Annotated in this window: 16 protein-coding genes; 10 read left to right on the top strand and 6 right to left on the bottom strand. The window is 70.3% G+C overall.

The window, feature by feature from the left end:
* The first annotated feature begins 84 nt into the window (after nt 1-84).
* The 3 genes from ABZ911_RS33065 to ABZ911_RS33055 all read left to right on the top strand — a co-directional run bounded on the left by ABZ911_RS33065 (nt 85) and on the right by ABZ911_RS33055 (nt 9,211).
* Nucleotides 85-936, top strand: a complete 852-nt coding sequence (locus ABZ911_RS33065) for an SDR family NAD(P)-dependent oxidoreductase (RefSeq protein ID WP_358064945.1) — start codon at nt 85-87, stop codon at nt 934-936.
* Nucleotides 937-1,084: 148 nt separating this feature from the next.
* A complete protein-coding gene (locus tag ABZ911_RS33060; RefSeq protein WP_358064942.1) occupies nt 1,085-8,440 on the top strand; it encodes a LamG domain-containing protein in 7,356 nt (2,451 codons plus the stop codon).
* Nucleotides 8,441-8,770: 330 nt separating this feature from the next.
* On the top strand, nt 8,771-9,211 hold the full coding sequence (locus ABZ911_RS33055; protein WP_358064939.1) for a carboxymuconolactone decarboxylase family protein: 441 nt from the start codon (nt 8,771-8,773) through the stop codon (nt 9,209-9,211).
* Nucleotides 9,212-9,268: 57 nt separating this feature from the next.
* Here the strand turns inward: ABZ911_RS33055 and ABZ911_RS33050 are convergent, their stop codons facing one another.
* Both ABZ911_RS33050 and ABZ911_RS33045 read right to left on the bottom strand, forming a co-directional pair.
* On the bottom strand, nt 9,269-11,011 hold the full coding sequence (locus ABZ911_RS33050; protein WP_358064936.1) for an ABC transporter ATP-binding protein: 1,743 nt from the start codon (nt 11,009-11,011) through the stop codon (nt 9,269-9,271).
* Nucleotides 11,008-12,591, bottom strand: a complete 1,584-nt coding sequence (locus tag ABZ911_RS33045; protein WP_358064933.1) for an ABC transporter ATP-binding protein — start codon at nt 12,589-12,591, stop codon at nt 11,008-11,010. Before ABZ911_RS33045 ends, ABZ911_RS33050 begins: the two co-directional genes overlap by 4 nt.
* A gap of 79 nt (nt 12,592-12,670) precedes the next feature.
* Between ABZ911_RS33045 and ABZ911_RS33040 the strand changes: the two genes are divergently transcribed.
* From ABZ911_RS33040 to ABZ911_RS33020, 5 genes are all read left to right on the top strand, one after another.
* Nucleotides 12,671-13,510, top strand: a complete 840-nt coding sequence (locus ABZ911_RS33040) for an AraC family transcriptional regulator (protein WP_358064930.1) — start codon at nt 12,671-12,673, stop codon at nt 13,508-13,510.
* Between the two features lie 90 nt (nt 13,511-13,600).
* A complete protein-coding gene (locus ABZ911_RS33035) occupies nt 13,601-14,557 on the top strand; it encodes an ABC transporter substrate-binding protein (RefSeq protein WP_358065129.1) in 957 nt (318 codons plus the stop codon).
* Nucleotides 14,557-15,438 (top strand): siderophore-interacting protein, encoded by an 882-nt coding sequence (locus ABZ911_RS33030; protein ID WP_358064927.1) that lies wholly within the window; start codon nt 14,557-14,559, stop codon nt 15,436-15,438. The genes ABZ911_RS33035 and ABZ911_RS33030 overlap by 1 nt, the downstream gene beginning before the upstream one ends.
* Nucleotides 15,435-16,502, top strand: coding sequence for an iron chelate uptake ABC transporter family permease subunit (locus ABZ911_RS33025; protein ID WP_358064924.1), 1,068 nt, complete (start codon nt 15,435-15,437; stop codon nt 16,500-16,502). Before ABZ911_RS33030 ends, ABZ911_RS33025 begins: the two co-directional genes overlap by 4 nt.
* Nucleotides 16,499-17,551: an iron chelate uptake ABC transporter family permease subunit gene (locus ABZ911_RS33020; RefSeq protein ID WP_358064921.1), complete on the top strand. Its 1,053-nt coding sequence runs from the start codon at nt 16,499-16,501 to the stop codon at nt 17,549-17,551. Before ABZ911_RS33025 ends, ABZ911_RS33020 begins: the two co-directional genes overlap by 4 nt.
* A gap of 156 nt (nt 17,552-17,707) precedes the next feature.
* Here the strand turns inward: ABZ911_RS33020 and ABZ911_RS33015 are convergent, their stop codons facing one another.
* From ABZ911_RS33015 to ABZ911_RS33005, 3 genes are all read right to left on the bottom strand, one after another.
* Nucleotides 17,708-18,946 (bottom strand): sigma-70 family RNA polymerase sigma factor, encoded by a 1,239-nt coding sequence (locus ABZ911_RS33015; protein ID WP_358064918.1) that lies wholly within the window; start codon nt 18,944-18,946, stop codon nt 17,708-17,710.
* Between the two features lie 67 nt (nt 18,947-19,013).
* Nucleotides 19,014-19,385 carry a YciI family protein gene (locus ABZ911_RS33010; protein WP_358064915.1) on the bottom strand — a complete coding sequence of 124 codons (372 nt, stop codon included), beginning with the start codon at nt 19,383-19,385 and terminating at the stop codon, nt 19,014-19,016.
* A gap of 43 nt (nt 19,386-19,428) precedes the next feature.
* Nucleotides 19,429-20,058, bottom strand: coding sequence for a DUF998 domain-containing protein (locus ABZ911_RS33005; protein ID WP_358064913.1), 630 nt, complete (start codon nt 20,056-20,058; stop codon nt 19,429-19,431).
* A 154-nt stretch (nt 20,059-20,212) separates the two neighbouring features.
* On the opposite strand from ABZ911_RS33005, the gene ABZ911_RS33000 reads away from it, so the two are divergent.
* Entirely contained in the window at nt 20,213-20,656 is a 444-nt protein-coding gene (locus tag ABZ911_RS33000; RefSeq protein WP_358064910.1) for a hypothetical protein, read from the top strand.
* On the opposite strand, the gene ABZ911_RS32995 is transcribed toward ABZ911_RS33000, so the two are convergent.
* Nucleotides 20,593-21,207: a GNAT family N-acetyltransferase gene (locus tag ABZ911_RS32995; RefSeq protein WP_358064907.1), complete on the bottom strand. Its 615-nt coding sequence runs from the start codon at nt 21,205-21,207 to the stop codon at nt 20,593-20,595. The two genes, ABZ911_RS33000 and ABZ911_RS32995, sit on opposite strands and share 64 nt — an antisense overlap.
* A gap of 110 nt (nt 21,208-21,317) precedes the next feature.
* Between ABZ911_RS32995 and ABZ911_RS32990 the strand changes: the two genes are divergently transcribed.
* Nucleotides 21,318-22,031 (top strand): winged helix-turn-helix domain-containing protein, encoded by a 714-nt coding sequence (locus tag ABZ911_RS32990; protein WP_358064904.1) that lies wholly within the window; start codon nt 21,318-21,320, stop codon nt 22,029-22,031.
* Nucleotides 22,032-22,266 lie beyond the last annotated feature (235 nt).

Below are 22,266 nucleotides of genomic sequence, written 5' to 3'. Positions count from 1 at the left end.
CGCGGCGGCGCAGGACCACTTCGCGTGCCCGCCCGGCCCTATCACCGCACAGACATTCGCCCCCACAGAAACGGAGAATCGGGCATGCGCACCGTGGTCATCACCGGAGGAACGGACGGGATCGGCAGGGGGATCGCCCTGCACTACCTGCGGCAGGGGGCGCGGGTCGTCGCCATCGGCAGTACAGCGGCCAAAGGGGAGGCCTTCCTCGCTGAGGCCTCGGCCATCTCGGCCGCCAAGCGCGCCTCCTTCCTGCGTGCCGACCTGACCTCGGTACAGGCGACCAAGCATCTCGTCTCGACCCTCGAAGGCGCCTACCCCTCGCTGGACGCCCTCGTCCTGTGCGCCCAGCGCTACCGGCTCTTCGGCCGCCGCACCGCCACCCCCGAGGGGTACGAGCACAGTTTCGCTCTTGCCTACCTCAGCCGGTTCATCCTTGGCCACGGCCTGCGCAGGGCCCTGGAGTCCGCGCCGCGACCGGTCATCATGAACGTCGGTACCCCCGGCGTCCCGCTGGGCCGTATCCACTGGGACGACCTGCAACTGACCAGCCGCTACAGCGGCACCAAGGCCACCCTGCAGTCCTTCCGGGCCAACGACCTGCTGGGCGTGGCCTTCGCCGAACTGTACGCCGGCACGCCGATCGGCTACATCGGCTACAACCCCGGCGTCGTGTCCACCGGAATGCCCGCACATCTCCCACAACCCCTCCGCGCTGCGGCAAAGGCCTCCCTTCCCCTGTTCGGCACCTCCGTGACCAAGGCCATCACACCCATGACCGCCCTGCTGGACGACCCACCCGGCGAGCCCTTCGCCGCATATTTCACCAAACGCCGGCTACCGCTCAGCGGCCGCACATTCGACCGGGCCGACGCGCTGCGGCTGCACCACCTCACGCAGAGTCTCATCGACGCCACATTGTCAGAACGCCGATAAGGGGTCTGGGGCGACGGTGCGCCGTCGTGGACGCCCGCTGAGTGGCGGAGGCAAGGTGATGAAATGGCCGGATGTGGTCGCTGTGACCGTATTGACCTGGGGCGCCATCGGAGTCAGCGTAAGTTGACTTCAGTCCACGGAGGTGGTTATGGCGGCGCAGGATTCCCTGCTCAAGGTCTACGGCGACCGGACGTACGCGCATGTGGCGATGGTCCGGCACCAGGGCATCACGGTGGCGTTCGCGATGGACGCGGCGCGACGGATCGTCTACAACGTCCTGGACCTGGCCAGGCAGAATGCCGCCAAGGGTGAACTGGACGCCGCGTACTGGGCCGACAACCCCGCCGAGCTGCCGTTCTCACGGGAGATCGTCGAGGTCGGCTACAGCATCGCGGGCGCGACGGCGATGCCGACGGTCAAGCGGGGCGGCCGGATCGAGGCCGGGGCGGCCGAACAACTGGAACCCGACGAGATCGACACGTTCCTGTCCACGACCGCGCGCCTGTCGGCGGCGGCCCCGTTCCAGGTGATCTCGGACGGCACCTACGTGGTGGTGCTGCGGCAGTCCATCGGGGCCGCCCACGCCGACGCGGTGCACAAGCTGACCGGCGGCGGCTGTTCCGGCGACGCGGCCAGGAAAGACTACGTGCTCAGCGGCGGCGACAAGGTGCCGCTGGTGCGGGAGACGCTCTTGTGCGACCGGTTCCTGCTGGTGGACGGCAAGCTCAAGCCGGTGCTGGAAGTGCGCTATCGGCGCAGCCGGCACGCCTCGCGACCGGAATCGGCCAACGACACGCTGGGCACCGAGGACATGGAGAGCCGGCCGTTCTACGAGCCGACGAAGGAGCTGTCGTTCATCCGCAACTTGAGCGGCGGGCGGTTCACGGCGGTGATGGTGCCGACCGCGATCAACGACATGTGGCGGTGGCAGATCTTCGCGCAGAACGACGCCACCGGCCGCGTCGACTGTTTCAACATCGAGCGGGACGCCGACGGCGGGTTCAACACCCAGGGCACGCGCTTCTACACCAGCCCCGACCCCAAATACCGCGACTCCGTCTTCGAGCGCAGCCCGGGTAAGTGCCCGTTCACCAACCTGGATCTGGTGCCGGTGGCGGGTGTCGCAGGGCACGCGGAGACCGCGCTGCTGCTGGACGGTACGGCCGGGCATGTGGACCTGGGCAATCCTGGAGCGTTCAAATTCGGCGCCGGGCCGTACACGATCGAGGCGTGGATCAAGCCGTCGGCCTTCGACGGGACCGTCCTGGCCAAGGGCACGGCCTGCCGGCTCGGGGTGCACCCGAACGGCACGGTGTTCCTCGCCCACAACAGCGCGCCCTCGTCGGTGATCTCGGTCGAGCCGATCCCGTTGAACGAGTACACCCATGTGGCCGGGGTCTACAACGGGGAAACGGCGACCGTCTTCGTCAACGGCAGGGCGGGCCAGAGCGTAAGCCTGTCGTACCAGGCGGACCAGGCCGCACCGGTCCTGATCGGCGCGGTGAACACCGCGGGGCAACCGGGCAAGTTCTTCAACGGCGAGATCGACGAGGTGCGTGTCTGGGACCGCGTCCGCACGGCTGAGGAGCTGAGGCGGGAACTGGGCCATCGCCTGATCGGCAACGAGTCGGGGCTGGTGTCGTACTACCGCTTCGACGAGGGGTCTGGCACGACCGCCTACGACCAGAGCGACCGCGCCGTCAACGGCACGCTCCGCGGCGGTGTGCAGTGGGTGGGCTCGCAGGCCCCGGTGGGCGACCACCCCGGCGTGCGCCGCGACAGCTTCTCCATCGCGGGCCGGAGCGTGATCTCCGGAATGTCCTCCGTGCTCTACCACCAGCAGCAGTCCGCCTCCGTCGGGTACGGCACGACCGCCAAACCGGCCAAGCGCCAGGCACGGTTGCTGCTCGCCTTCACCACCAAGGCACCTGCCGACAAGGACGGGCAGGTGGCGACCGTGGAGTTCGGTGTGGGCAGGGACGGACGGTTGGCCCAGGTGCCCGACATCCTGGACCTGCCGGTGCTCGACCGCCCGACGCAGAGCAATGACCTGGATGCGATCGCCGCGCTGGAGCAGAAGATCAAGAAGCTTGAGGGCGAGGTGCTGGACCTGCCCCGGGAGATCGACCGGTTGACCAAGCTCGCCGCGAACGTGCCCGCGCTCCAGACCTCCTACGACGAGCTCGCCAAGCAGGTCACCTACTGCCAGCAGGACTACGACGCGCAGAAGGACAAGATAGAGGCCTGGATGTGGCGGCTGGATATGCAGGAGTCGCCCGGTCGGCCGACCATCGCGGTCAGGGGCGACGACCTCAACCCGGGCGCGGAGCTGGTGAGAAACCCCGATCCCAACTCACCCTCAAGCCTGTGGCGAATCTACGTCCTGGCCGGCCAGTCGTACAACCTCGTGACCGGCGAGACGTACAGCGGCAACCCCTGTTACCAGTTCATCAACACCCTGACGGGCTACGTCATGAGCGCGGCCGACGAGCCCGCCGCCGAAATGGCGCAGATCATTGTAGGCAGGGGCAGCATCCGCTCGTATTTCTCCATGGAGAAGAAAGGCGAGTACATCAGGCTCATCAACTTCAAGAGCAAGCTCGCCGTCTCCTCGGCGGGCGCCGACAACACCGTGGTCCAGACGAAGGCGGCGCTGACGCGGGATTCCGGGCTGATCAAGATGGTGCCCGTCAAAATGTTCGGCAGCGCCGACACCAACCTGAGGGACGCGAAGGCCGCGTTCCACAAGGCCGGCATCGATCTGGAGGACGCGCGCGCGGGGCGTAACAAGGCGTCGGTGCTGCAACGCGATCTGGCCACCAAGCAGGTCGAGCTGGATACGGCGCGCAACGACCTCGCCCTGAAGACCGGCGCCGCCCAGGGCGCGACCGATCTGACAGTGGCCATGCCGCTGCTCGTCCTGGATCGTACCGGGCTGAGCTGCGCCGGCGCCCTGCTGGCCTTCGCCCGATGCACCGACGCGCCCGTCCTGCTGGACAGCGCCACCGGCAACGTGGTGCTGTACTTCCACGGCGTCAACGACCAGTTCTTCGCCGCCTACCTCGACACCTTCGTGATCCCCTCGACCCAGGAACTACCCGTCGACCGCAGCGCGGTCCTGTTCACGGCCCGCGACGCGGGCCTCGACCTGGGCGCGCTCACGATCACGGTGAGCGATGGCGACGCGCCGGGCCGGTGCGACCTGACCATCTCCGGAGGCAGGGAAGGCGAGACCTGGCGCTCGCTGCCGCGCGACACCGGGCGGCTGGCCGCGGTGCTGGCCGGAGCCCTGGGCGAGCCCGTCAGGCTCGGTACGGTGGCCGGGGTGAACGGCACGCAGGTGGAGCTGACCGAGCCCCTGGCGACCGCCGTGCCGAAGGCCGCCCACATCATGATCGGCACGAACGGCTACAGCGCAGGCGCGGACCACGCGGTGGGAGCCAAGAGCCTCACCTTGACCGCCGTCAACCAGACGATCACGCCCGGCGCGCTGGTCACCCTGGCCGTCTACGACTACAAGCGGGCCACGTGCGCCCGTCCCGGAGTGCCGCTGTCGGCGGGTTCGCGCCTGGTCGGCCTGTCCGCGGGCACTGTCACCTCCATCGCGAACGGGACTGCCAAACGCCTGGTCAGCGGGCACGGCTGCCGCTGGCGTGGCGAGATGCCGGGCCGCGCCTACTCCTTCGACGGCCGCCAGCAGCACCTGAGACTGCCCGCCGCCCAACTGGAGCACGTCACGGCCCCCGGCGATCTGACGATGGAAGCCTGGGTGCACGCCTCATCCGTGGCGGGCAAGGCCAGGATCCTGCAGGCCAACAGCGGCCAGTCGCAGTACACGCTGGCGCTCGCGGATGCGCCGTTGAAAACCGCGAAGCTGTTCAACGGCTCCGAAGGCCTCGAGCTGAGCAAGGACATCGAGCTGGCCCAGCGGGACTTCACGATCGAGCTGTGGGCACGGCGTGACGCCGGAGGGACCACCACCCAGCCGTTGCTGATCCACGGCGACATGGGCGGACGGCAGAACCAGACGCTGCACCTGCAGCTCTTCCCCAACAACAACAACTTCGGCTTCAGCCTCTACGGCGATGACCTCAACGTCCTCCAGAGTGCCCCGGATCTGGGATGGCACCACTGGGCGGCGGTGTACGAGCACGCCACCCGCACCCAGATCCTCTACCTCGACGGCGCCGAGGTCGGCCGCCGCACCTCCAACGCCCCCTACACCGGGCGCGGGCCGCTGCGCCTGGGCGTCAAGCCCTTCTCCGCCCAATACCTGACCGGCCAGATCGACGAGGTACGCGTCTTCGGCCGCGTACGCACCCCCTACGAGATCAGCAGCGAGCGCAACCAGCGGCTGTCGGGCCGCGAGCCCGGCCTGCTGGGCTACTGGACCTTCCCCGGCCCAGCGGCCGAGACCTCCCCGTTCAAGGGCTACCAACTGGTGGCCGGGGTCGGCAACCGCTTCTTCCGCAGCAAGGAGGCGTTCTCCTGCGGCGAGTGGACGCACCTGGCCGCCTCCTTCCAGCAGTCCTGGGCCGTACGGCTGGACGACGGCGCCTACCTGGAGGTGGCCAAGGAGGAGGCGCTGAACGTGACCGAGGACATGACCCTCGAGGTGTTCCTCCAGGCCGATCGGCTGGGCAGTGCCATGGGACTGATCTCCAAGGGCGATCTGCACCTCTCCGGCGGCGTGCCGTACCAGATCAGTGTGCGGGCCGACGGCAAGCTGGAGTTCGCCTTCGAGGAGCCCGGCGGCAAGGTCGTGCGCTACACCTCCACCCGCGCCATCACCGCGCAGACCTTCCATCGGATGGCCGTCGTGCGCAAGGGCCGCCAGCCGGAGGTCTCCACCTCCGCCCAGACCTCGTCGAACAACGAACCCTGGCAGGACATCCGCTTCTACATCGACGGGCAGGCGGCCGGCGCCGAACGCTACACCGGTCCCGGAGCCCAAGGCAACAGCAGCGGCCTGACCATGGGCAAGGTGTCGTCCGGCTCCGCGTTCTCCGGGGTGCTGGCCGAGGTGCGCCTCTGGAACGTGGCCCGCGAGGCGGCCCAGATCGGCCAGCCGGTCAGCAGGCGCGAAAAGGGACTGGTGGCCCGCTGGCCCTTCGAGGAGAACACCGGCAACGTCACCCTCGCCGTCGACGGCTCCTACCCGGCGCGCCTGCGCGCCACCAAGTGGGTGCGCGACCCCGATCCGATCGCCAGCCCGTTCCGCCTGCTCCGCAACGGCGTGCCGCTCGTCACCGAACCCATCCCGGACCCGGGCTCGGCCGACTACGGCGACCGCCAGCTCACCCTGGCCGCCCGGCTGGTCTCCGGCGGGGTGACCGAGCCGTTCAGCGGCATGCTGGAAGAGGTTCGCGTCTGGCGTACGGCACGCACCACGGAACAGATCCTCGACAACCTCTTCACCCGCCTCAAGGGCGACAAGAAGGACCTCATCGCCTACTGGCCCTTCGACCGCGACTCCACCGCCCCCACCGCCACGCAGGTACACGACGAAGGACTGCGGGGCAACCACCTCGAATTTCCCTCGGCACGCCCGCGCCCGATGCTGTCCAACGCCCCCATCGCCACCGACACCGCCCAGGTGCGCTCCGCGCTGGCCGCCATCCGCACCCCCTTCCACGACACGATCGGCGCCGCCCCGGCCGTCGGCGAGTACGCCGACATGCAGCACACGGCCAAGGGCGAGCCGTTCGGCGTGCTCAAACGCTGCTACAGCTACCTGCGCCAGGGCCGCTGGCACCTGGTGACCGGCTACAAGGTCGGCAACCTCGTCTCGGAGTGGGTGGGTCAGGCCCAGTTCGACCCGCAGCTCATCGGCTACATCGAGAGCGCCCCGCCGGTGCCGTCGGAGAACCTGACCGGCGCCGACTCCTTCGCCGGCGCCTCCACCGTGGAGTTCACCGAGGCCGACCAGGTCTCCTACAGCATGTCGTCCAACCGCAACAGCAGCGTCGACGCCTCCTTCATGGCGAAGTTCGTCGGCGAACTGAACGCGAAAGTGATGCTGATCACCGCACCGATGGGCGCCGGGGTCGCCAGGCCGATGATGGAGGTGATTTACAAGAACTCGTACTCGCTGAACCTGGAGTTCTCCAACGCCTGGTCGGACGAGACCAAACTCTCCCAGGGCCAGAACACCACCCGCGCCGCCAAGCTGAGGCTGACCGGCCACCTGGAAGACCCCACCCAGCTGCTCAACTCCGCCATCGGCCGCCGCTACGTGCCCGCCAACATGGGCTTCGCGCTGGTGCAGTCGGAGACGGCCGACATCTTCTCACTGCGACTGGCCCACACCGGCGCCCTGGTCGCCTACCGGATGGTGGCCAACCCCGACATCCCCAAAGACTGGAACATCATCTCCTTCCCGGTCAATCCCCGCTACACCAAGCAGGGCACCCTGGACGGCGCGGTCGGCTTCGACAGCAGCGGCAAGGTCCGCGATCCCGACTATCCCGCCGCCGGCAACTACGGCTACCACAGCTTCTACAAACCCCTTGAGGCGTACTCGCTCAAACGCCGCATCATCCGCGACCAGCAGCGGCTGCGCGCCTACTACGAGTCCATCTCCACCGAGACCCATGTCCCCGATCCGACGCAGGCGCAGGCCCACAAGATCCTGCGGAACATGGGCATGACCGCCGACCTTCCCTCAGGAGGCGACCGCGACGCCAGCGGCAGCTCCGTCCCCGGCGGGTTCTCCCACCGCGACCTGGTCAACACCTACGTCTGGACGGCCCGGGGCGGCTTCTTCGCCGAGACCACCCAGGCCACCGACGCCGTCACACAGACCCACAACGGCTCCTACGCCTTCAAGGGGAAGCTTGCGCTAGGCATCGAGGCCGAACTCAAGGTCGAGGGCGCCGGCATGGTCGGCCAGATGGACGCCTCCTTCGGAGGCAGCACCTCCGTGACCCGCTCCCGTGCCAAGGACGTCAGCCGCACCTTCGGCCTCACCGTCGACTGCGCGCCCTCCGGAGACCTGCAACGCTACGACAACGGCAAACCCGTCTTCACCCCGCAGGGCAAGCCCGTCCTCGTGCCCGGGAAGGTGGACGCCTACCGCTTCCTCACCTTCTACCTCGGTGAGAGCAGCGCCAACTTCGACGACTTCTTCAACAAGGTCGTCGACCCGATCTGGCTGTCGAACAGCGATGCCCCCGACGCCTCCGCCCTGCGCCAGACCCGCCAGTCCGCCGCCAAACCGCCCTGCTGGCGGGTCATGCACCGGGTCACCTTCATCAGCCGGGTGCTCCCGCCCATCCCAGCGCCGGGCGCGCCGCCGATCGAACGGGCGATGCGGGTCGAGAACATCGCCAGCAACTACGAACTGATCCAGCGACTGGCCCCCTACACCCGCACCGCCACGGCGAGCAAGGCGATACTCGCCACCGCCACCCGGGCCGCGCTCGCCAAGCACCTGCCCGAACTGCTGCCCCACGCCGTCGACGTCATCGACTACCTGGCCCTGTACTACGGCGTCGAGATCTGACCCACCTTCCGACACTCAACGGGTGCGCCCGGCGATGACATGATCACGCCGGGCGCATCCGTTGTGATGTAAGTCACGCTCCATACCGTGAACTCGCGCCGATCGTGGAGCGTCCCCGCCAGCGGGGCTGAGCGCTCACCGCAGGGCGCGAGAAAGCATGGCGCCGGGCTGGTCGACACCTTCGACGGCCGGAGCCTGGCGATCCGGTGGGTGCTCAGTCCGGGCAAGCTCCCGCACCTCAGCCCGCTGCTTGCGAGAACTTTCCGGCGAAAGCCGTCACATCCGCAGGTGTCATCTCGTCTCCATGATGAACGACAAGAAGGGAAGACAATGACACGCTTGAACATCGCTGAGCTGGCGCCCGAGGTGTACGCGGCGTTCCACCAGGCGGATCAGCTGATCCGGAAGGGGCCGCTGGGCGCCACGATCCGGGAGCTCGTCAAGATCCGTAGCTCGCAGCTAAACGGCTGCCTCTACTGCATCGACTTGCACACCCACGAGGCGCTGCGACTGGGGGAGAAGCCGGATCGGATCTACCAGCTGTGCGCCTGGCGGGAGTCGGAGCTGTACACCGAGGCGGAGCGAGCCGCACTGGCCTATGCCGAGGCCGCCACGCGCCAGCCCGATGACGTGTCGGATGAGGTCTGGGACGCGGTGGCCGCCGCGTTCAAGCCGGAGGAGGCCGCGTACCTCGTCACCCAGGTGGCGCAGATCAACCTGTGGAACCGCGTCGCGGCACCCGTCCACAAGGGCCCACCGAAGCGGAGCTGACGAGCGGGCGGGCGGTGGGGGGTGTCCAGCCCGGCGGGCCGGGCCAGGTGGCAAAGGTCAACCGTCGCTGGCGGCCCACAGTCGGGCGTACTGGCCGCCCTGCTCCAGTAGCTGTTCGTGGGTGCCCTCCTCCACCACGCGCCCGCCGTCCAAGACCAGGATGCGGTCGGCGTGCCGGGCCTGGCTGAGGCGGTGGGCGATGACCACGGCGGTGCGCCCGGCCAGGGCGGCTTCGGCCGCCGCGTCGAGCACGGCCGCGTCGGTGGTGCCCGCCTCCGCCGTGGCCTCGTCCAGTACGGCGAGCGGAGGGTCAGCCAGGACCAGCCGGGCCAGGGCCAGGTGGTGGGCCTGGGCCGCGGTCAAGGGGTGTCCGCCCGCGCCGACCACGGTGTCCAGCCCCAGGGGGAGCGCGCGTACCCACGAGGCGTCCAACCTGTCCAGGATCTCCTCGATCCGCGCCACGGTCGCCTCGGGCGCGAAGAGCCACAGGTCCTCCGCGAGGGTTCCGGTGAAGACGTGGATCTCCTGGCTGAGCAGGCCGACCCGGGCGCGGAGGGCGGCGGGTGACAGGTCCGCGAGTGGGGTGCCGTCGACGCGGACCGTCCCCGAGTCCGGCTGGTGGATGCCGGTGATGAGCTTGGCCAGGGTGGACTTCCCGGCGCCGCTCGCCCCGACGACCGCCACCCGCTCGCCCGCGCCGAGCTTGAGCGACACCTCGTGCAGCGCGGGGCGGCCGGGGGTGTAGGAGTAGGAGACGGCATCCATTTCGGCGGAGACGCACCCGTGGCTTCGGTCCCGCTCCGGCCTGACTTCCGCGCCGGATTCCAGCGCGGTGACGCCGAAGAGCCGGGCGAGCCCGGCGGCCGCGCTCTGGAGCTCGTCGACGCTGGAGAGCAGGACCCCGATCGGGGCGAAGAGGTTGTGGAAGTACAGGGCCGCCGCGGTGGCCGCGCCGAGCGTCACCTCGCCCCGGGTCACCAGCCAGTAGGCGGCCCCCAGGACCGACGCCAGGCCGATGAGCTCGGCGAGGTTCAGCCGCCCGAAGAAGATCGTGCGCAGCCGTACGGTGGTCAGGTCCACGCCGATCGCCTCCTCGGAGGTTCGGGCGACCGCCGCGAGGTGACGGTCACCGTGGCGCAGGGCGGCGACCGTGTCGGCCCCGGACAGGGTTTCGATGAGCTGCTGGCCACGCCGGGCCTCGGCCGCCCGCGACTCCCGGTAGACCGGCCCCGACCTGGACAGAAACCAGCGCAGCGCCCCGTACTGGACCGGGGCCGCCAGCAGTACGGCGAGCACGAGCCGCCAGTCCAGCAGACCGATGCCGACCAGCGTGAGCGCGATCGTGAACAGCGCCGAGACGAAGGCGGGCAGCACCCGGCCGATGGCGGTGTTGACGGCCTCGACGTCGCCGGAGACGCGGGAGACGAGGTCGCCGGTGCCTGCCCGCTCGATGATCGCGGCCGGTTGGGCCGTGGCGGCGGTGAAGACGCGGACGCGCAGGTCGGTGAGCGCGCCCTGGGCCAGCTTGGCCAGCAGAATCCTGCCCCACCAGGTGAGGGCCGCGCTGGTGGCCGTCGCCGCCAGCAGGGCGAGCCCGAGTGGGCCGAGTGCCGTGCTCTGCCCTCGGGCGACCGTGTCGACCATCGCCCCCAGGAGCGCCGGCGTGGCCAGGCCCGCGCTGACGCCGGCCAGCAGGATGAGTACGGTGCCCAGCAGCGACATCCGGTGGCGGCCCAGCAGGCGAAGTGAGGCGCGGGCCGTGTCCCGAGTGGAGGCGACCGGCAGTGCGGAGCCGTTCATCGCGGCTCGCGACCGGGTGAGCGAACCACGCGGGAGCAGGCTCGGAGCAGGCCGGGACTGGAGGTGATCAGGATGATCGTCTTCCCTTCGACGTCGCGCAGCGCCCGGGCGATGCGCTGCTCGGTGACGCTGTCCACCGAACTGGTCGGCTCGTGCAGGACCAGAACGGGCTGGGGCTGGTGCAGTGCGCGGGCCAGCAGAAGCCGTTGCCGCTGGCCGCCCGAGAGCAGCCGGCCCTGCTCGCCGACCGAGGAGCCGAGCCCGTCGGGCAGGTGGGTGAGCACGTCGTCCAGCGCGGAGGCGGCGACGGCCCAGGGCTGAACGGCGTCGGCCGCCAGGTTGTCCGCGACGCTGCCGGTGAACACGGTCGCGTCGTGCGGCGGTGCGAAGACGACCTCCCGCACCCGGTCCGGCCCCAGCCTGCGGGCGTCGACCCCGTGGACGAGGTAGTGCCCCGGCGGGGCGGCCCTTCTGCAGGACAGGAGATCGAGCAGGGTGGCGTCCTCGGAGGCGTCGACGCCGACGATCTCGCCCTGCCGTACCCGGAGCTCTCCCAGGACGACGACCGGCGTGGCGGGGTCGGGCTCGACGGCCTCGGTCTCGGCCTCGGGAGCCTGGTACGGCATGGCCAGCAGTTCCGACAGGCGTCGCGCGGAGCCGCGCTTGGCCGCGAGGTCGGCGCCGAGGTAGCCGAGCTGCTCCATGGGTCCCCTGACGAACTGCGCCAGCCCGACGACGGCCACCAGGCTGCCCACGGTGATGGCGCCGCTCGCCGCCGCCCACGAGGCGGCCAGCGCGATCAACGCCAGGAACACCCCTGCCACGACGGTGTTGACCGCGGACACCCGCGCCTGCGCGTTCACGTTGGCCACCGCCGCGCGCCGGGAGGCCTCAGCCGCCTCGGCGTGGCGGGCGGCGGCCTCCCGCTCGGCCCCGAACCCCTTGAGCACGCGCAGTCCGGCGGCGAAGTCGGTGGCCAGCACGCTCGCCCTGGCGGCTTGGGCGGCCTCGGCGTAGGCGCGCTGCTCCAGCGGTCGGCTGAGCCGGTGGATCAGCAGGAGCTGGAGCGCGGTCGCGATCACGACGCACACGGCGAGCGGCCACGAGATCACCAGCATCGAGACCGTGGCCGTGGCCAGCGCCGCGAACGAGGCGCTCTGCTCGGCGATGACCCAGGAGAAGCCCGAGACGCTGGCGGCGTCGGAGGTGGAGATCGTGAGCGTCTCGCCGGGGGCCCGGCGCCCGGCCATTCCGCGGGGGTGCAGGATCCTGCGGGCGGCGAGCAGGCGCAGGTCGTGCTCGCCGTACAGGAAGACTCCGCTGTTGAGGCGGGTGGCGATCCGCCAGGCGAGGACGAGGAGGGCGAACACGGCGGCGAGCACGCCCAGCCAGCGGAACAGGGCGGGCAGGTCGGCGCGGCCGATGGCGCGGTCGATGACGACGCCGATGAGGACGGGGACGAGCGCCTCGGCGACCTGGTGCCCGGCCAGCCCGGCGACGGCGACGCCGAGCCGCCGTCCGCGGCCGTTGGCGAGCGAGGCGTGCCGGATCAGCTCGCCCGGAGCTCGAAGTAAGGTCACCCTAAGAAGCTAGGGACCCGGGACGTTGAACGACAATGCGGTAGGTTGACAAATTATGCCGGTAAATGGCCAAAAGTTCGTGCGGCTGTGGGGTGCTCCTGTCCTGGAGCCGCTCACCTGGCGGGAGCCGGTCTCGCCGCCCGGCCGGATGGTGGCCGAGCCGTGGCTGCTCACCTCCACCCGGTTCACCGTCACCGATCCCAGCGTGTGGGACACGCACACGCACCACGAGCACCAGCTCATCTGGTCGGGCGGCGGTGCGGTGACGGTCGAGGCCGAGGGGCAGCTCTGGATGGTGCCGCCGGTGCTGGGGATCTGGATACCCGCGGGGACGCCGCATCATGTGCGCGCCGACTCGGGCGCGGTGATGTGCGCCACGTACTTCACGCCCGAGCGTGTCAGTGTGCCCTGGGACGGCATCGTCGGCATCACGCTCACCGGAGTGCTGCGGGAACTCCTGCTGTACAACATGGACGAGGAACTGCCCAGCGACGTGCGGATACGGCTGCAGCGGCTCGCGGTCGACCTGCTGCGGCCTGTCCAGGCCGCCTCGCTGGACATCCGGATGCCGGTCGACGTACGGCTGCGGCGTATCGCCACGCAGATCGTCGCCGACCCGGCCGACGACAGGACGACCGGCGACTGGGCGGCCTGGCTCGGGGTCAGCGCCCGTACGCTGACGCGGAGCTTCACCAGGGAGACCGGACTCAGCCTCACCCAGTGGCGCATCCTGGTGCGCGTCCGCGCGGCGCTGATCGAGATCGCCGTCGGCAGGCCGGTCACGACGGTGGCCGCGCGGCTCGGCTACGCCAATCCGAGCACCTTCATCGATCTGTTCCGTCAGATCACCGGGCACACGCCGGCGGCCTACTTCCACAGTTTCACCGCCGTCCACCAGTCGGTGTCCAAAAAGCGGTAGCGATCGTCCAGACACCGCAATGACCCTGCCGCGGCTCCTCGATAAGGTTAGCCTTGCCTAAGAAAGATTCGAGGAGAAGCGGTGACACGGATGTTGGCCGACTCACTGACCAGGCGGCGGCTGCTCGCCGGCGCGACCGGCATGGCGGGTGCCGCCCTCCTGGCCGCCTGCGGTGGCGGCGGCCCGGGTACGCCCGCCGCCCGCGCGGCCGCCACCCGCAAGGTGACCACACCACTCGGCACCTACGACATCCCCGCCGCCCCCCAGCGGGTCGTGGCCATCGACGCCCGCCTGGACCTGGAGCCCGCCGTCGCGCTCGGCCTGCCGCTGATCGGCTACACCTACGACCGGGCCAAGCCCTGGGTCCCGGTCGGCGCCGAGGTCCCGTGGCTGAGCGCCAAGCCCAACGTCGAGCAGATCATGTCCCTGCGCCCCGACCTGATCGTCTGCCTCAACCACGAGAGCGAGTTCTGGCCGGTCGCGAAGCTGCGGAAGATCGCCCCCGTGCTGCCCACCGACTCTGCGGTGACCTGGCGGGAGAACCTCACCCGCCTGGCCACCTGGCTCGCCGTACCCGATCGCCTGGCGACCGCCGAGGCCGACTACGACGCGCTGCTGGCGCAGGTCAGGCAGCGCCACGGCGACCTGATCTCGACCGCCAAGGTGGCCGCGATCTCCTATCTCGCGGACGAGGCCACCGTGTACGTCACCAGCACGCGCAGGTCCGACCAGGGCCTGCTGCCCGCCGAGACGACTCTCACCGACCTGGGCGGCTCCTCACCCGACGGCAAGTTGTTCAGCATGGCGGAGAACGGCCTGAGCAGCGAGCAGCTCGACCGCATCGCCGACTGCCAGGGCTTCATGATCACCGGTAGCAAGGACGCCTACGACGCCCTCATGGCCAATCCGCTCTGGCTGAAGCTGCCCGCGGTCAAGGCCGGGAAGGTGACTCTGCTCGAGGGCGATATCTACCACGGCGGCTGCTACACCGTCCGCAAGGCCATCGAAGGCTGGGACGCCCTCTTCACCAAGCTCAAGGAGGCCTGATGTCCACGCTCCTGCGCGGGATCGTCCAGGAAGCCGTGGCGCTGACGCCCGGCATGATCAGGGTCGTGTTCGGCGGCGACGACCTGAGCGGGTTCGTCAGCGCCGGAGTCGGCGACGAGTACCTGCGGCTGCACTTCCCCGTGCCCGGGACGGGGAAGTTCGTGTTGCCGGTGGAGAGCGGGCGGCGGTGGACCTACCCCGCGGGTGAGACGCCGTCGCCGTGCCAGCCGTACACCGTCCGCCGCTTCGAGCCGGGCGCCGGGCGGATGACCATCGACTTCGTCGTGCACGAGGGCGGCGTGGCCAGCGACTGGGCGCAGCGCGCGAAGCCCGGCGACGAGCTGTACATCGGGGAGTCGCGCGGCCTGTACGCACCTCCCGCGGACACTCGATGGCAGGTCCTGGTGTCCGACGCGACCGGGCTGCCCGCGCTGGGGCGGCTGGTGGAGGCGCTCCCCGCCGGAACCAGGGCGAAGGCCATCGTCGAGGTGGCCGAGGAGTCCCACGTACAGGAGATCGCCTCGGCGGCCGACGTGGAGTTCGTCTGGCTGTACGGCAGCGGCAACGGCATCGCGCCGAGCCGCCTGCCCGAGGCCGTGAGACGGCTGGCGCTGCCCGGAGGACCCGGCTACATCTGGGTCGCCGGTGAGAGCCTGATGCTGCGCGGCATCCGCGCCTACCTCCGCCACGAACTGGGCCTGCCCGGCGAGCGCTACAAGGTGACCGGCTACTGGACGCACCGGGCCGAGGAGTGGCAGGCCCGCTTCGACGCCCTGGACGACACGCTGAAGGCCAGGCTGGAGTCCGCCTGGGACGGCGAGCGCGACGAGCAGGAGGTCCTCGACGAGGTCGAGCGGATGCTGGAGCACGTGGGGTTGTGACCGCTCTGACCGACCGCGGTCCCCGCGCGCCCGCATCCCCGCGGCAGGCGAGGGCCGGTCTGGCGCGCACGCGCGCACAGCGCGGGATGTGGCTGGTCGCCTGCTCCCTGCTGCTCGGCCTGGTCGTCCTGGCCAGCGTCACCGTGGGTTCGAAGCACATCGCCATGGACACGGTCATGCAGGCCGTGCTCCAGCCGGACTCCTCCAACGACCACCTGATCGTGCGGCAGTTCCGCCTGCCCCGCACCGTCCTCGGCCTGCTGGCCGGGGCCGCGCTCGGCGTGGCCGGGGCGCTGATCCAGGCCCTGACCCGCAATCCGCTCGCCGACCCCGGGATCCTCGGGGTCAACGCCGGCGCCGGGTTCGCGGTGACGATGGGGGTGGCGTTCTTCGGGGTCGGCTCGATCGGCGGGTACCTCTGGTTCTCCTTCGGCGGAGCCGTGGCGGTGACGGTGGCGGTCTACACGCTCGGCTCGATCGGCCGGTCCGGGGCCACCCCGATCCGGCTCACGCTCGTCGGGGTGGCGCTGGGCGCGCTGCTGGGCGGGATCGCGTCCGGAGTGACGCTGCTGCGCCCCGAGCTGTTCGACAGCATGCGCAGCTGGAGCGCGGGATCACTCGCCGGGCGGAACTGGGCGGTGTTCTGGGCGGTGCTGCCGTTCATCGCCGCCGGCCTGCTGCTCGCGCTCGCCGCCGCCCGGCCGCTGAACACGATCGCGCTCGGCGACGACCTGGCGCGCTCCCTCGGCGCGCGTGTCGGCCGTGCCAGGACGGTGGTGATCGTCGCGGTGACCCTGCTGGCGGGGGCGGCCACGGCCGCCGTCGGCCCGGTCGGGTTCGTGGGGCTGATGGTGCCGCACGCGGTCCGCTGGCTCGTCGGTCCCGACCAGCGCTGGATCATCCCGTACACGATCGTGTGCTCGCCGATCCTGCTGCTGGCCGCCGATGTCGTGGGGCGGGTGGTGCTGTCGCCGCAGGAACTCCGGGTGAGCGTGGTGACCGCGTTCCTGGGCGCCCCCGTGCTGATCCTGCTCGCGCGCAGGAGGAAGGTGAGCAGCCTGTGAAGCCCGCGGCCGTCGACTTCGGGCGCGGCACCTGGGTGCTGCGTCATCGCCTACTGTCGCTGCGGGTCGAGGTCAGAACCCTCCTCACGACGACGGTCCTGCTGCTGCTCGCCGTCGTGATGATGCTGCTCACGCTGGGCTCCGGCGACTTCGCGGTGCCGGTCGACCGCGTAGTCGGCACACTGATGGGCGACGGTACGCCGCAGGAGTACACGGTCGTCGTGCAATGGCGCCTGCCCAGGGCGGTCCTGGCCGTGCTGCTCGGCGCGGCGCTCGCGCTCAGCGGGGCGATCTTCCAGTCGCTGACCCGCAACCCGCTCGGTTCACCGGACGTCGTGGGCTTCTCCGCCGGCTCCTACACCGGCGCGCTGCTGGTGATGCTGCTGGCGGGCGGCGGCTACTACGCGACCGCGGCCGGAGCCCTGGCCGGCGGGGTGGCGACGGCGGCGCTGGTGTACCTGCTGGCCTACCGGCGCGGCGTACAGGGCTTCCGGCTGATCGTCGTGGGCATCGGCGTGTCGGCCATGCTGGGGGCCGTCAACACCTGGCTGGTGCTCAAGGCCAATCTGGACGAGGCGCTGCAGGCCGCGGTGTGGGGAGCCGGGTCGCTGAGCGGGCTGGAGCCGGAGCAGCTCTGGCCGGTGCTGGCGATCATGGCGGTGCTCCTGCCGCTCACGCTCGCGCACGGCTCGGCGATGCGTCAGCTCGAACTCGGCGACGACGTCGCGATGGCCACCGGGGTGCCGGGCAACGCCGTACGGCTGACGCTCGTCGTCCTGGGTGTGGCGCTGACCGCGCTGGCCACGGCCGCGGCGGGGCCGATCGCGTTCGTGTCGCTGGTGGCACCGCAGATCGCCCGCCGGCTCACCGGCACCTCCGGGGTGGGCCTGCTGCCGTCGGCGGCGCTCGGCGCCGTCCTGCTCGCGCTGGCCGACTTCGCCGCACAGCGGGCCTTCGCTCCGGAGCAGCTCCCCGTCGGCATCATGACGGTCTCCCTCGGCGGCCTCTACTTCATCTGGCTGCTGGTCCGCGCCTCAAGCAGAATCTAGGGAAGGCCGAGCCAGCTGGGCAGACCCGCCCGACCCCGCCCGCTCGTGCGGCTTCTCACCCCCACAGCCGGTCATCGACGCACACCCTGATGTCGGTGACCTGGCTGATGTGACGGCCCCCGCACCGGTCGCCTGGCAAAAAGGACTCCCGCCGCGTCAGCCGAGGCGGTCGGATCTGCCGAGGAGGTAGCGCCGTTCGGCCTGGTTGGCCGTCAAGGCGGCTGCCTGGCGGTACAGGGTCGCCGCACCTGCCGCGTCGCCGGTCAACTGGAGTAGGTGGGCGCGCACCGCGTGTTCTCGTTGCCGGGTCAGTGGTTCCTGGTCCAGCCGGTAGCGGCGGTTGAGATCGTCGAGCAGCGCCAGCCCTCTGGTCGGCCCGTAGGCTTGGGCCACCGCGACCACCCGGCTGAGCCGTACCGGCGCGATCGGATTGAGCCGTTCGAGCCAGAGGTACAGTGCCGCGATCTGCGGCCAGTCCGTCTGCTCCGGTGACGAGGCCGTGGCGTGCACGGCCGCGATCGCCGCCTGCACCTGGTACTGGCCCACCTCGCGCCGGTTCCAGACACTGTCGATCAGCTCGGTGCCCTCACGGATCAGGGTGGAGTTCCACTGTGTACGGTCCTGTTCGTCCAGTGGCACCAGCTCGTCGTCGCCGGTGCGGGCGGTATGCCGCGACTCGGTGAGCAGCATCAGCGCGAGCAGGCCGGTCACTTCGGCGTCGTCCGGCAGGGAGTCGTGGAGCATGCGGGTCAGCCGGATCGCTTCGCTGGTCAGGTCGATGCGGGCGAGGTGGTCGCCGGTGGAGGCCGTGTAGCCCTCGTTGAAGATCAGGTAGAGCACCTGCATCACGGCGGCTATCCGGCTGTCCCGGTCGGCGTCGGTCGGCTGGGTGAAGCGGCCGCCGACGCGGGCCAGTCGCTGTTTGGCGCGGCTGATGCGCGCGCCCATCGTGCCCTCGGTCGTCCCGTGAGCGTGCGCGATCTCAGCGGTCGTCAGACCGCCCACCGCACGCAGCGTGAGCGCCACCTGGGAGGTGATGCTCAGCGCAGGGTGGCAACAGAGCAGCAACAGGGCGAGGCTGTCGTCGGTCTCCTGCGGGGAGTGCGCCCGGCGGGCCGGTTCCTGCATGGCCATGTCGGCCATACCGGCTTCCTGCTCGCGTCGGCGCCGGGCCTGGTCGGAGCGGAGCAGGTCGACCATCCGCCGGTAGCCGATCCGGATCAGCCAGCTACGCGGATTCTCTGGCACGCCGTCGGCCGGCCACGCCCGGCTCGCGGCGAGCAGCGCCTCCTGCACCGCGTCCTCGGCGAGGTCGAAGCGGCCGAAGCGCCGCACCAGCGCGCCGAGTACCTGTGGCGCCTCGGTGCGCAGCAGGTGCTCGACGTCCGTGGTCACGCCGAGTCTGCCGTCCGCCTGCCCGCCCGGCCCTCCGCTGGGGACGGACGTCGCCCGGTGTCGCCGGTCATGCCGTGAAATCCTCACCCATGACCGGCCGAATCTCCATCGGCTCACCCAGCACCTCGACCATCCGTGAGACGATCTCGACGGCGCGTTCGTGGCTGGCCACGTCGATCACCGCGAAGCTGGCCAGGACCTCCTTGAGTTCGGCGAACGGTCCGTCCGTCGCGACCACCCCGCCCGAGGTCTTGCGGACCGTGGTGCTGACCGCAGGATGGCCGAGGCCCTCGGCGCCGACGAACTCACCGGTCTCGAACAGTTCCTGCTCGAACTTCTGGTATGCGGCGAACGCGGCCATCGCCTCCTCGGTCGGGGCGTCGGCGGTCGCGGCGTCCCAGGAGGCGGCCGGCGTGTAACTGAGCAGCAGGTACTTCAAGGTGGATCCTCCTGTGATCGTACTTTGATGACATTACGCCAGGTCAGCCGATACGCCGCAGGGACAGTGCGAGGACGGTCGTCCAGGTGAAGGCGACCACGCCGTTCACGGCGATCTGGATGCTCATGTGATCCGGCGACATGGGCAGCAGCAGGACGAGCGCGGCGAAGCCGTTCAGTACGGCCGGCAGTACGGCCCGGCGGCCGACGTACCGGACGGTCAGGACGATGGCGGCGACGGCCAGCGCGGTGAAGGCGACGGCGGCCGCGGCCCCGTGCACGACGCTGTGCCAGGACATCTCGGCGACCGGCGCGTCGGAGGTGCCGACAGGGAAGCCCTTCTCCGGATCCATGGTGAACAGGCCGGCGGCGATCATCCCGGCGCCGAAGATCCCGACGAAGATCGGCACGACCCGCCGGCCGATCCCCTCGGTGAGAGTGCGCTTGATGCCGGCGGCCAGCGCCACACCGCCGAGGCCCGCGAGCACGAAGGTCGTGATCTGGATCCAGCCGAGGCCGCCGGTGGCGAGCTGGCTGATCGGGTGCCGGGTGATGTCGAAGCCCTCACGGGTGAGCATCTGGGTGATGGCCGAGGTGAAGAAGACCGGCCCGGCGAGGGCACCGGCGAGCAGCAGGGGGTCGGACGAGCGGCGGACGGTGGCGACGGTGGCCATGACTTCCTCCTTGATGGGTTCCTACCGCTACCTCGTGACCCGACTGGGAATCTTGACGCGGACGCCATGTGACCTACGTCACAACAATCGGGCGTCAAAGCGCGGCCCGCGCCTCCGAGGTACCGACGAACACTCACCGACGAAGGAGCACACGATGTCCGAGAACACCCTGCCGAGCACCGAGCTGAAGACCCTGGACCGCCTGGTCGGCACCTGGACGGTGACCGGCGGCGCCGAAGGAACCGTGCGGTACGAGTGGATGCCCGGCGGCTTCTTCCTGCTCCAGCACGTCGAGCTCAGCCAGTTCGGCCAGCCGGTCACCGGCATGGAGGTGATCGGAAACCTGCGCCCGTACGGCGAGCCGGTCGGCGCGGACGTGGTGTCGCGGTTCTACGACTCGGAGGGCAACACCCTCGACTACGTCTACGAACTGACTGGCGACACGCTGACCATCTGGGCCGGCGCGAAGGGCAGCCCGGCGTACTACCAGGGCAGGTTCAGCGCCGACGACACCGCGGTTACCGGCGACTGGGTCTACCCCGGTGGAGGCGGATACGCATCGACCATGACCCGCGCTGACACCGGCTCGCAAGGCTGACCCTGAATGGCCGGGGGGCGGTGAGCATCCGAACACTGGCTCCCCGGCCTCTCGTCTGATCGGAGTCTGTTGTCGGTTCGTGCGGCGAGTTCTTTGGTCATGAAGACGCGGCTGGTGCCCGGCGGATCGCAGGGGACCTCTCCCAGGTGCCTCCATCCTTGCTTCCGATAGAAGCCGGGGGCCTGGAAGGTGATCGTGTAGAGCACAGCCGCGCGGCAGCCGCGGGCGCGAGCCACGTCCTCGGCCTGTCGGAGGATCTCCCCGCCCAGCCCGCTGCCACGCAGTTCGGGCGGCAGGAAGAAGAGGTCGACGAAGAACAGCCCGAACGAGGTGCGCCCGGTCAGTCCGCCGATCACCTGGTGCGTCTCTGGATCACGGACCAGGACAGCGAGCGGTCTCCGGTCGTCGACTCCCGTCTTCTCGATGTTGAACCGGTCCAGCGCGTCGGAGATCACCGCGATGTCCGCGGGCATCGGGGCGTCGGTGACGACGAGGTCCGTCCGGGGTTCGGGACGCGGTGGCGCGCTGAGGGTCGTGTCGGATCCGGGCATGGTTCCTCCAGTGCGGTAGCGGAGGTACAGGGCGTGCCCTGCACACCCGGCGACGCTAAGGCGTGGACGCTTCGATGGACGTCGAACCGAGGTCGGCGACAATCGGGGATATGGACGTCGAGCGCGGAAGTCATGACGTGGGCGTGGACCTGGCTGCCGTGGCCAGGCTGCTGGCCGACGGGACCCGGGCCGCCTTCTGCCTGGCGCTGCTCGACGGCCGGGCATGGACGGCGACCGAACTCGCACGTCGTGCCGGGGTCGCGCCCTCGACCGCGACGTCGCATCTGAACCTGCTCGTGAGCGGCGGGCTCCTCGCCGAGGAACGGCACGGACGCCACCGCTACCTGCGGGTGGCCGACCGCAGGGTGGTCGAGCTGATCGAGAGCCTCGCCGCGCTGGCCCCGCAGCAAGCCGCCCGGCCACGTTCGCTGTCGGCCTCCGGCCGTCAGCAGGCACTCGCCCGTGCTCGGCTGTGTTACGACCACCTGGCCGGAGCCGTGGCGCTGGCGATCACCGACGCGATGGTCGGGCGCGGGCTGCTGGAGTGGGGAACCGAGCCGGGTCTGACCGATGGGGGTACGGCCTGGCTGGCCGAGGTCGGTATCACGGTGCCGAGCGGCTCGCGTCGGCCGCTGGTGCGTACGTGCCTGGACTGGACCGAACGCCGCCCCCACCTGGCCGGCGCCGTGGGTGCCGCGCTGTGCGGCCACGCACTCACTGCCGGCTGGATCACGCGGATTGGCACGACACGCGCGCTCGCCGTGACCGCCACCGGCCGCCGCGCACTACACGACCACCTCGCCCTGCCGCCGGCCGATCTCTGACCCTTGGGCAGCCGTCGACAACGCGGACACTGGTGGACACGACACCCAGACCCGCAACAGCGCGTGCCCGTCACCCGAGATTCCGCATCCAAGAGCCTCGGAGACGCTCAAGGCGGGGGCCGTCCCGACGCTGAAGGTCGCTAGTGGGATGACCACGAACGTTCACCGGGTCGGGTGAGACACCGATCCGGGGTGCGCGGTGGCGGGTTGATCGGTCACTCTCGATGGCGACAGG

The organism is Nonomuraea sp. NPDC046570, assembly GCF_040645915.1.
GTDB lineage: Bacteria > Actinomycetota > Actinomycetes > Streptosporangiales > Streptosporangiaceae > Nonomuraea.
Note: the sequence above shows the minus strand (reverse complement) of the source record. Positions and strands in the feature narration are given on the sequence as shown.

Excerpts from the sequence above, each read along its gene's own strand:
- ABZ911_RS33065 (WP_358064945.1), top strand. The coding sequence starts at position 85 with ATGCGCACCGTGGTCATCACCGGAGGAACGGACGGGATCGGCAGGGGG.
- ABZ911_RS33060 (WP_358064942.1), top strand. The coding sequence starts at position 1,085 with ATGGCGGCGCAGGATTCCCTGCTCAAGGTCTACGGCGACCGGACGTAC.
- ABZ911_RS33055 (WP_358064939.1), top strand. The coding sequence starts at position 8,771 with ATGACACGCTTGAACATCGCTGAGCTGGCGCCCGAGGTGTACGCGGCG.
- ABZ911_RS33050 (WP_358064936.1), bottom strand. The coding sequence starts at position 11,011 with ATGAACGGCTCCGCACTGCCGGTCGCCTCCACTCGGGACACGGCCCGC.
- ABZ911_RS33035 (WP_358065129.1), top strand. The coding sequence starts at position 13,601 with ATGTTGGCCGACTCACTGACCAGGCGGCGGCTGCTCGCCGGCGCGACC.
- ABZ911_RS33030 (WP_358064927.1), top strand. The coding sequence starts at position 14,557 with ATGTCCACGCTCCTGCGCGGGATCGTCCAGGAAGCCGTGGCGCTGACG.
- ABZ911_RS33005 (WP_358064913.1), bottom strand. The coding sequence starts at position 20,058 with ATGGCCACCGTCGCCACCGTCCGCCGCTCGTCCGACCCCCTGCTGCTC.
- ABZ911_RS33000 (WP_358064910.1), top strand. The coding sequence starts at position 20,213 with ATGTCCGAGAACACCCTGCCGAGCACCGAGCTGAAGACCCTGGACCGC.
- ABZ911_RS32995 (WP_358064907.1), bottom strand. The coding sequence starts at position 21,207 with ATGCCCGGATCCGACACGACCCTCAGCGCGCCACCGCGTCCCGAACCC.
- ABZ911_RS32990 (WP_358064904.1), top strand. The coding sequence starts at position 21,318 with ATGGACGTCGAGCGCGGAAGTCATGACGTGGGCGTGGACCTGGCTGCC.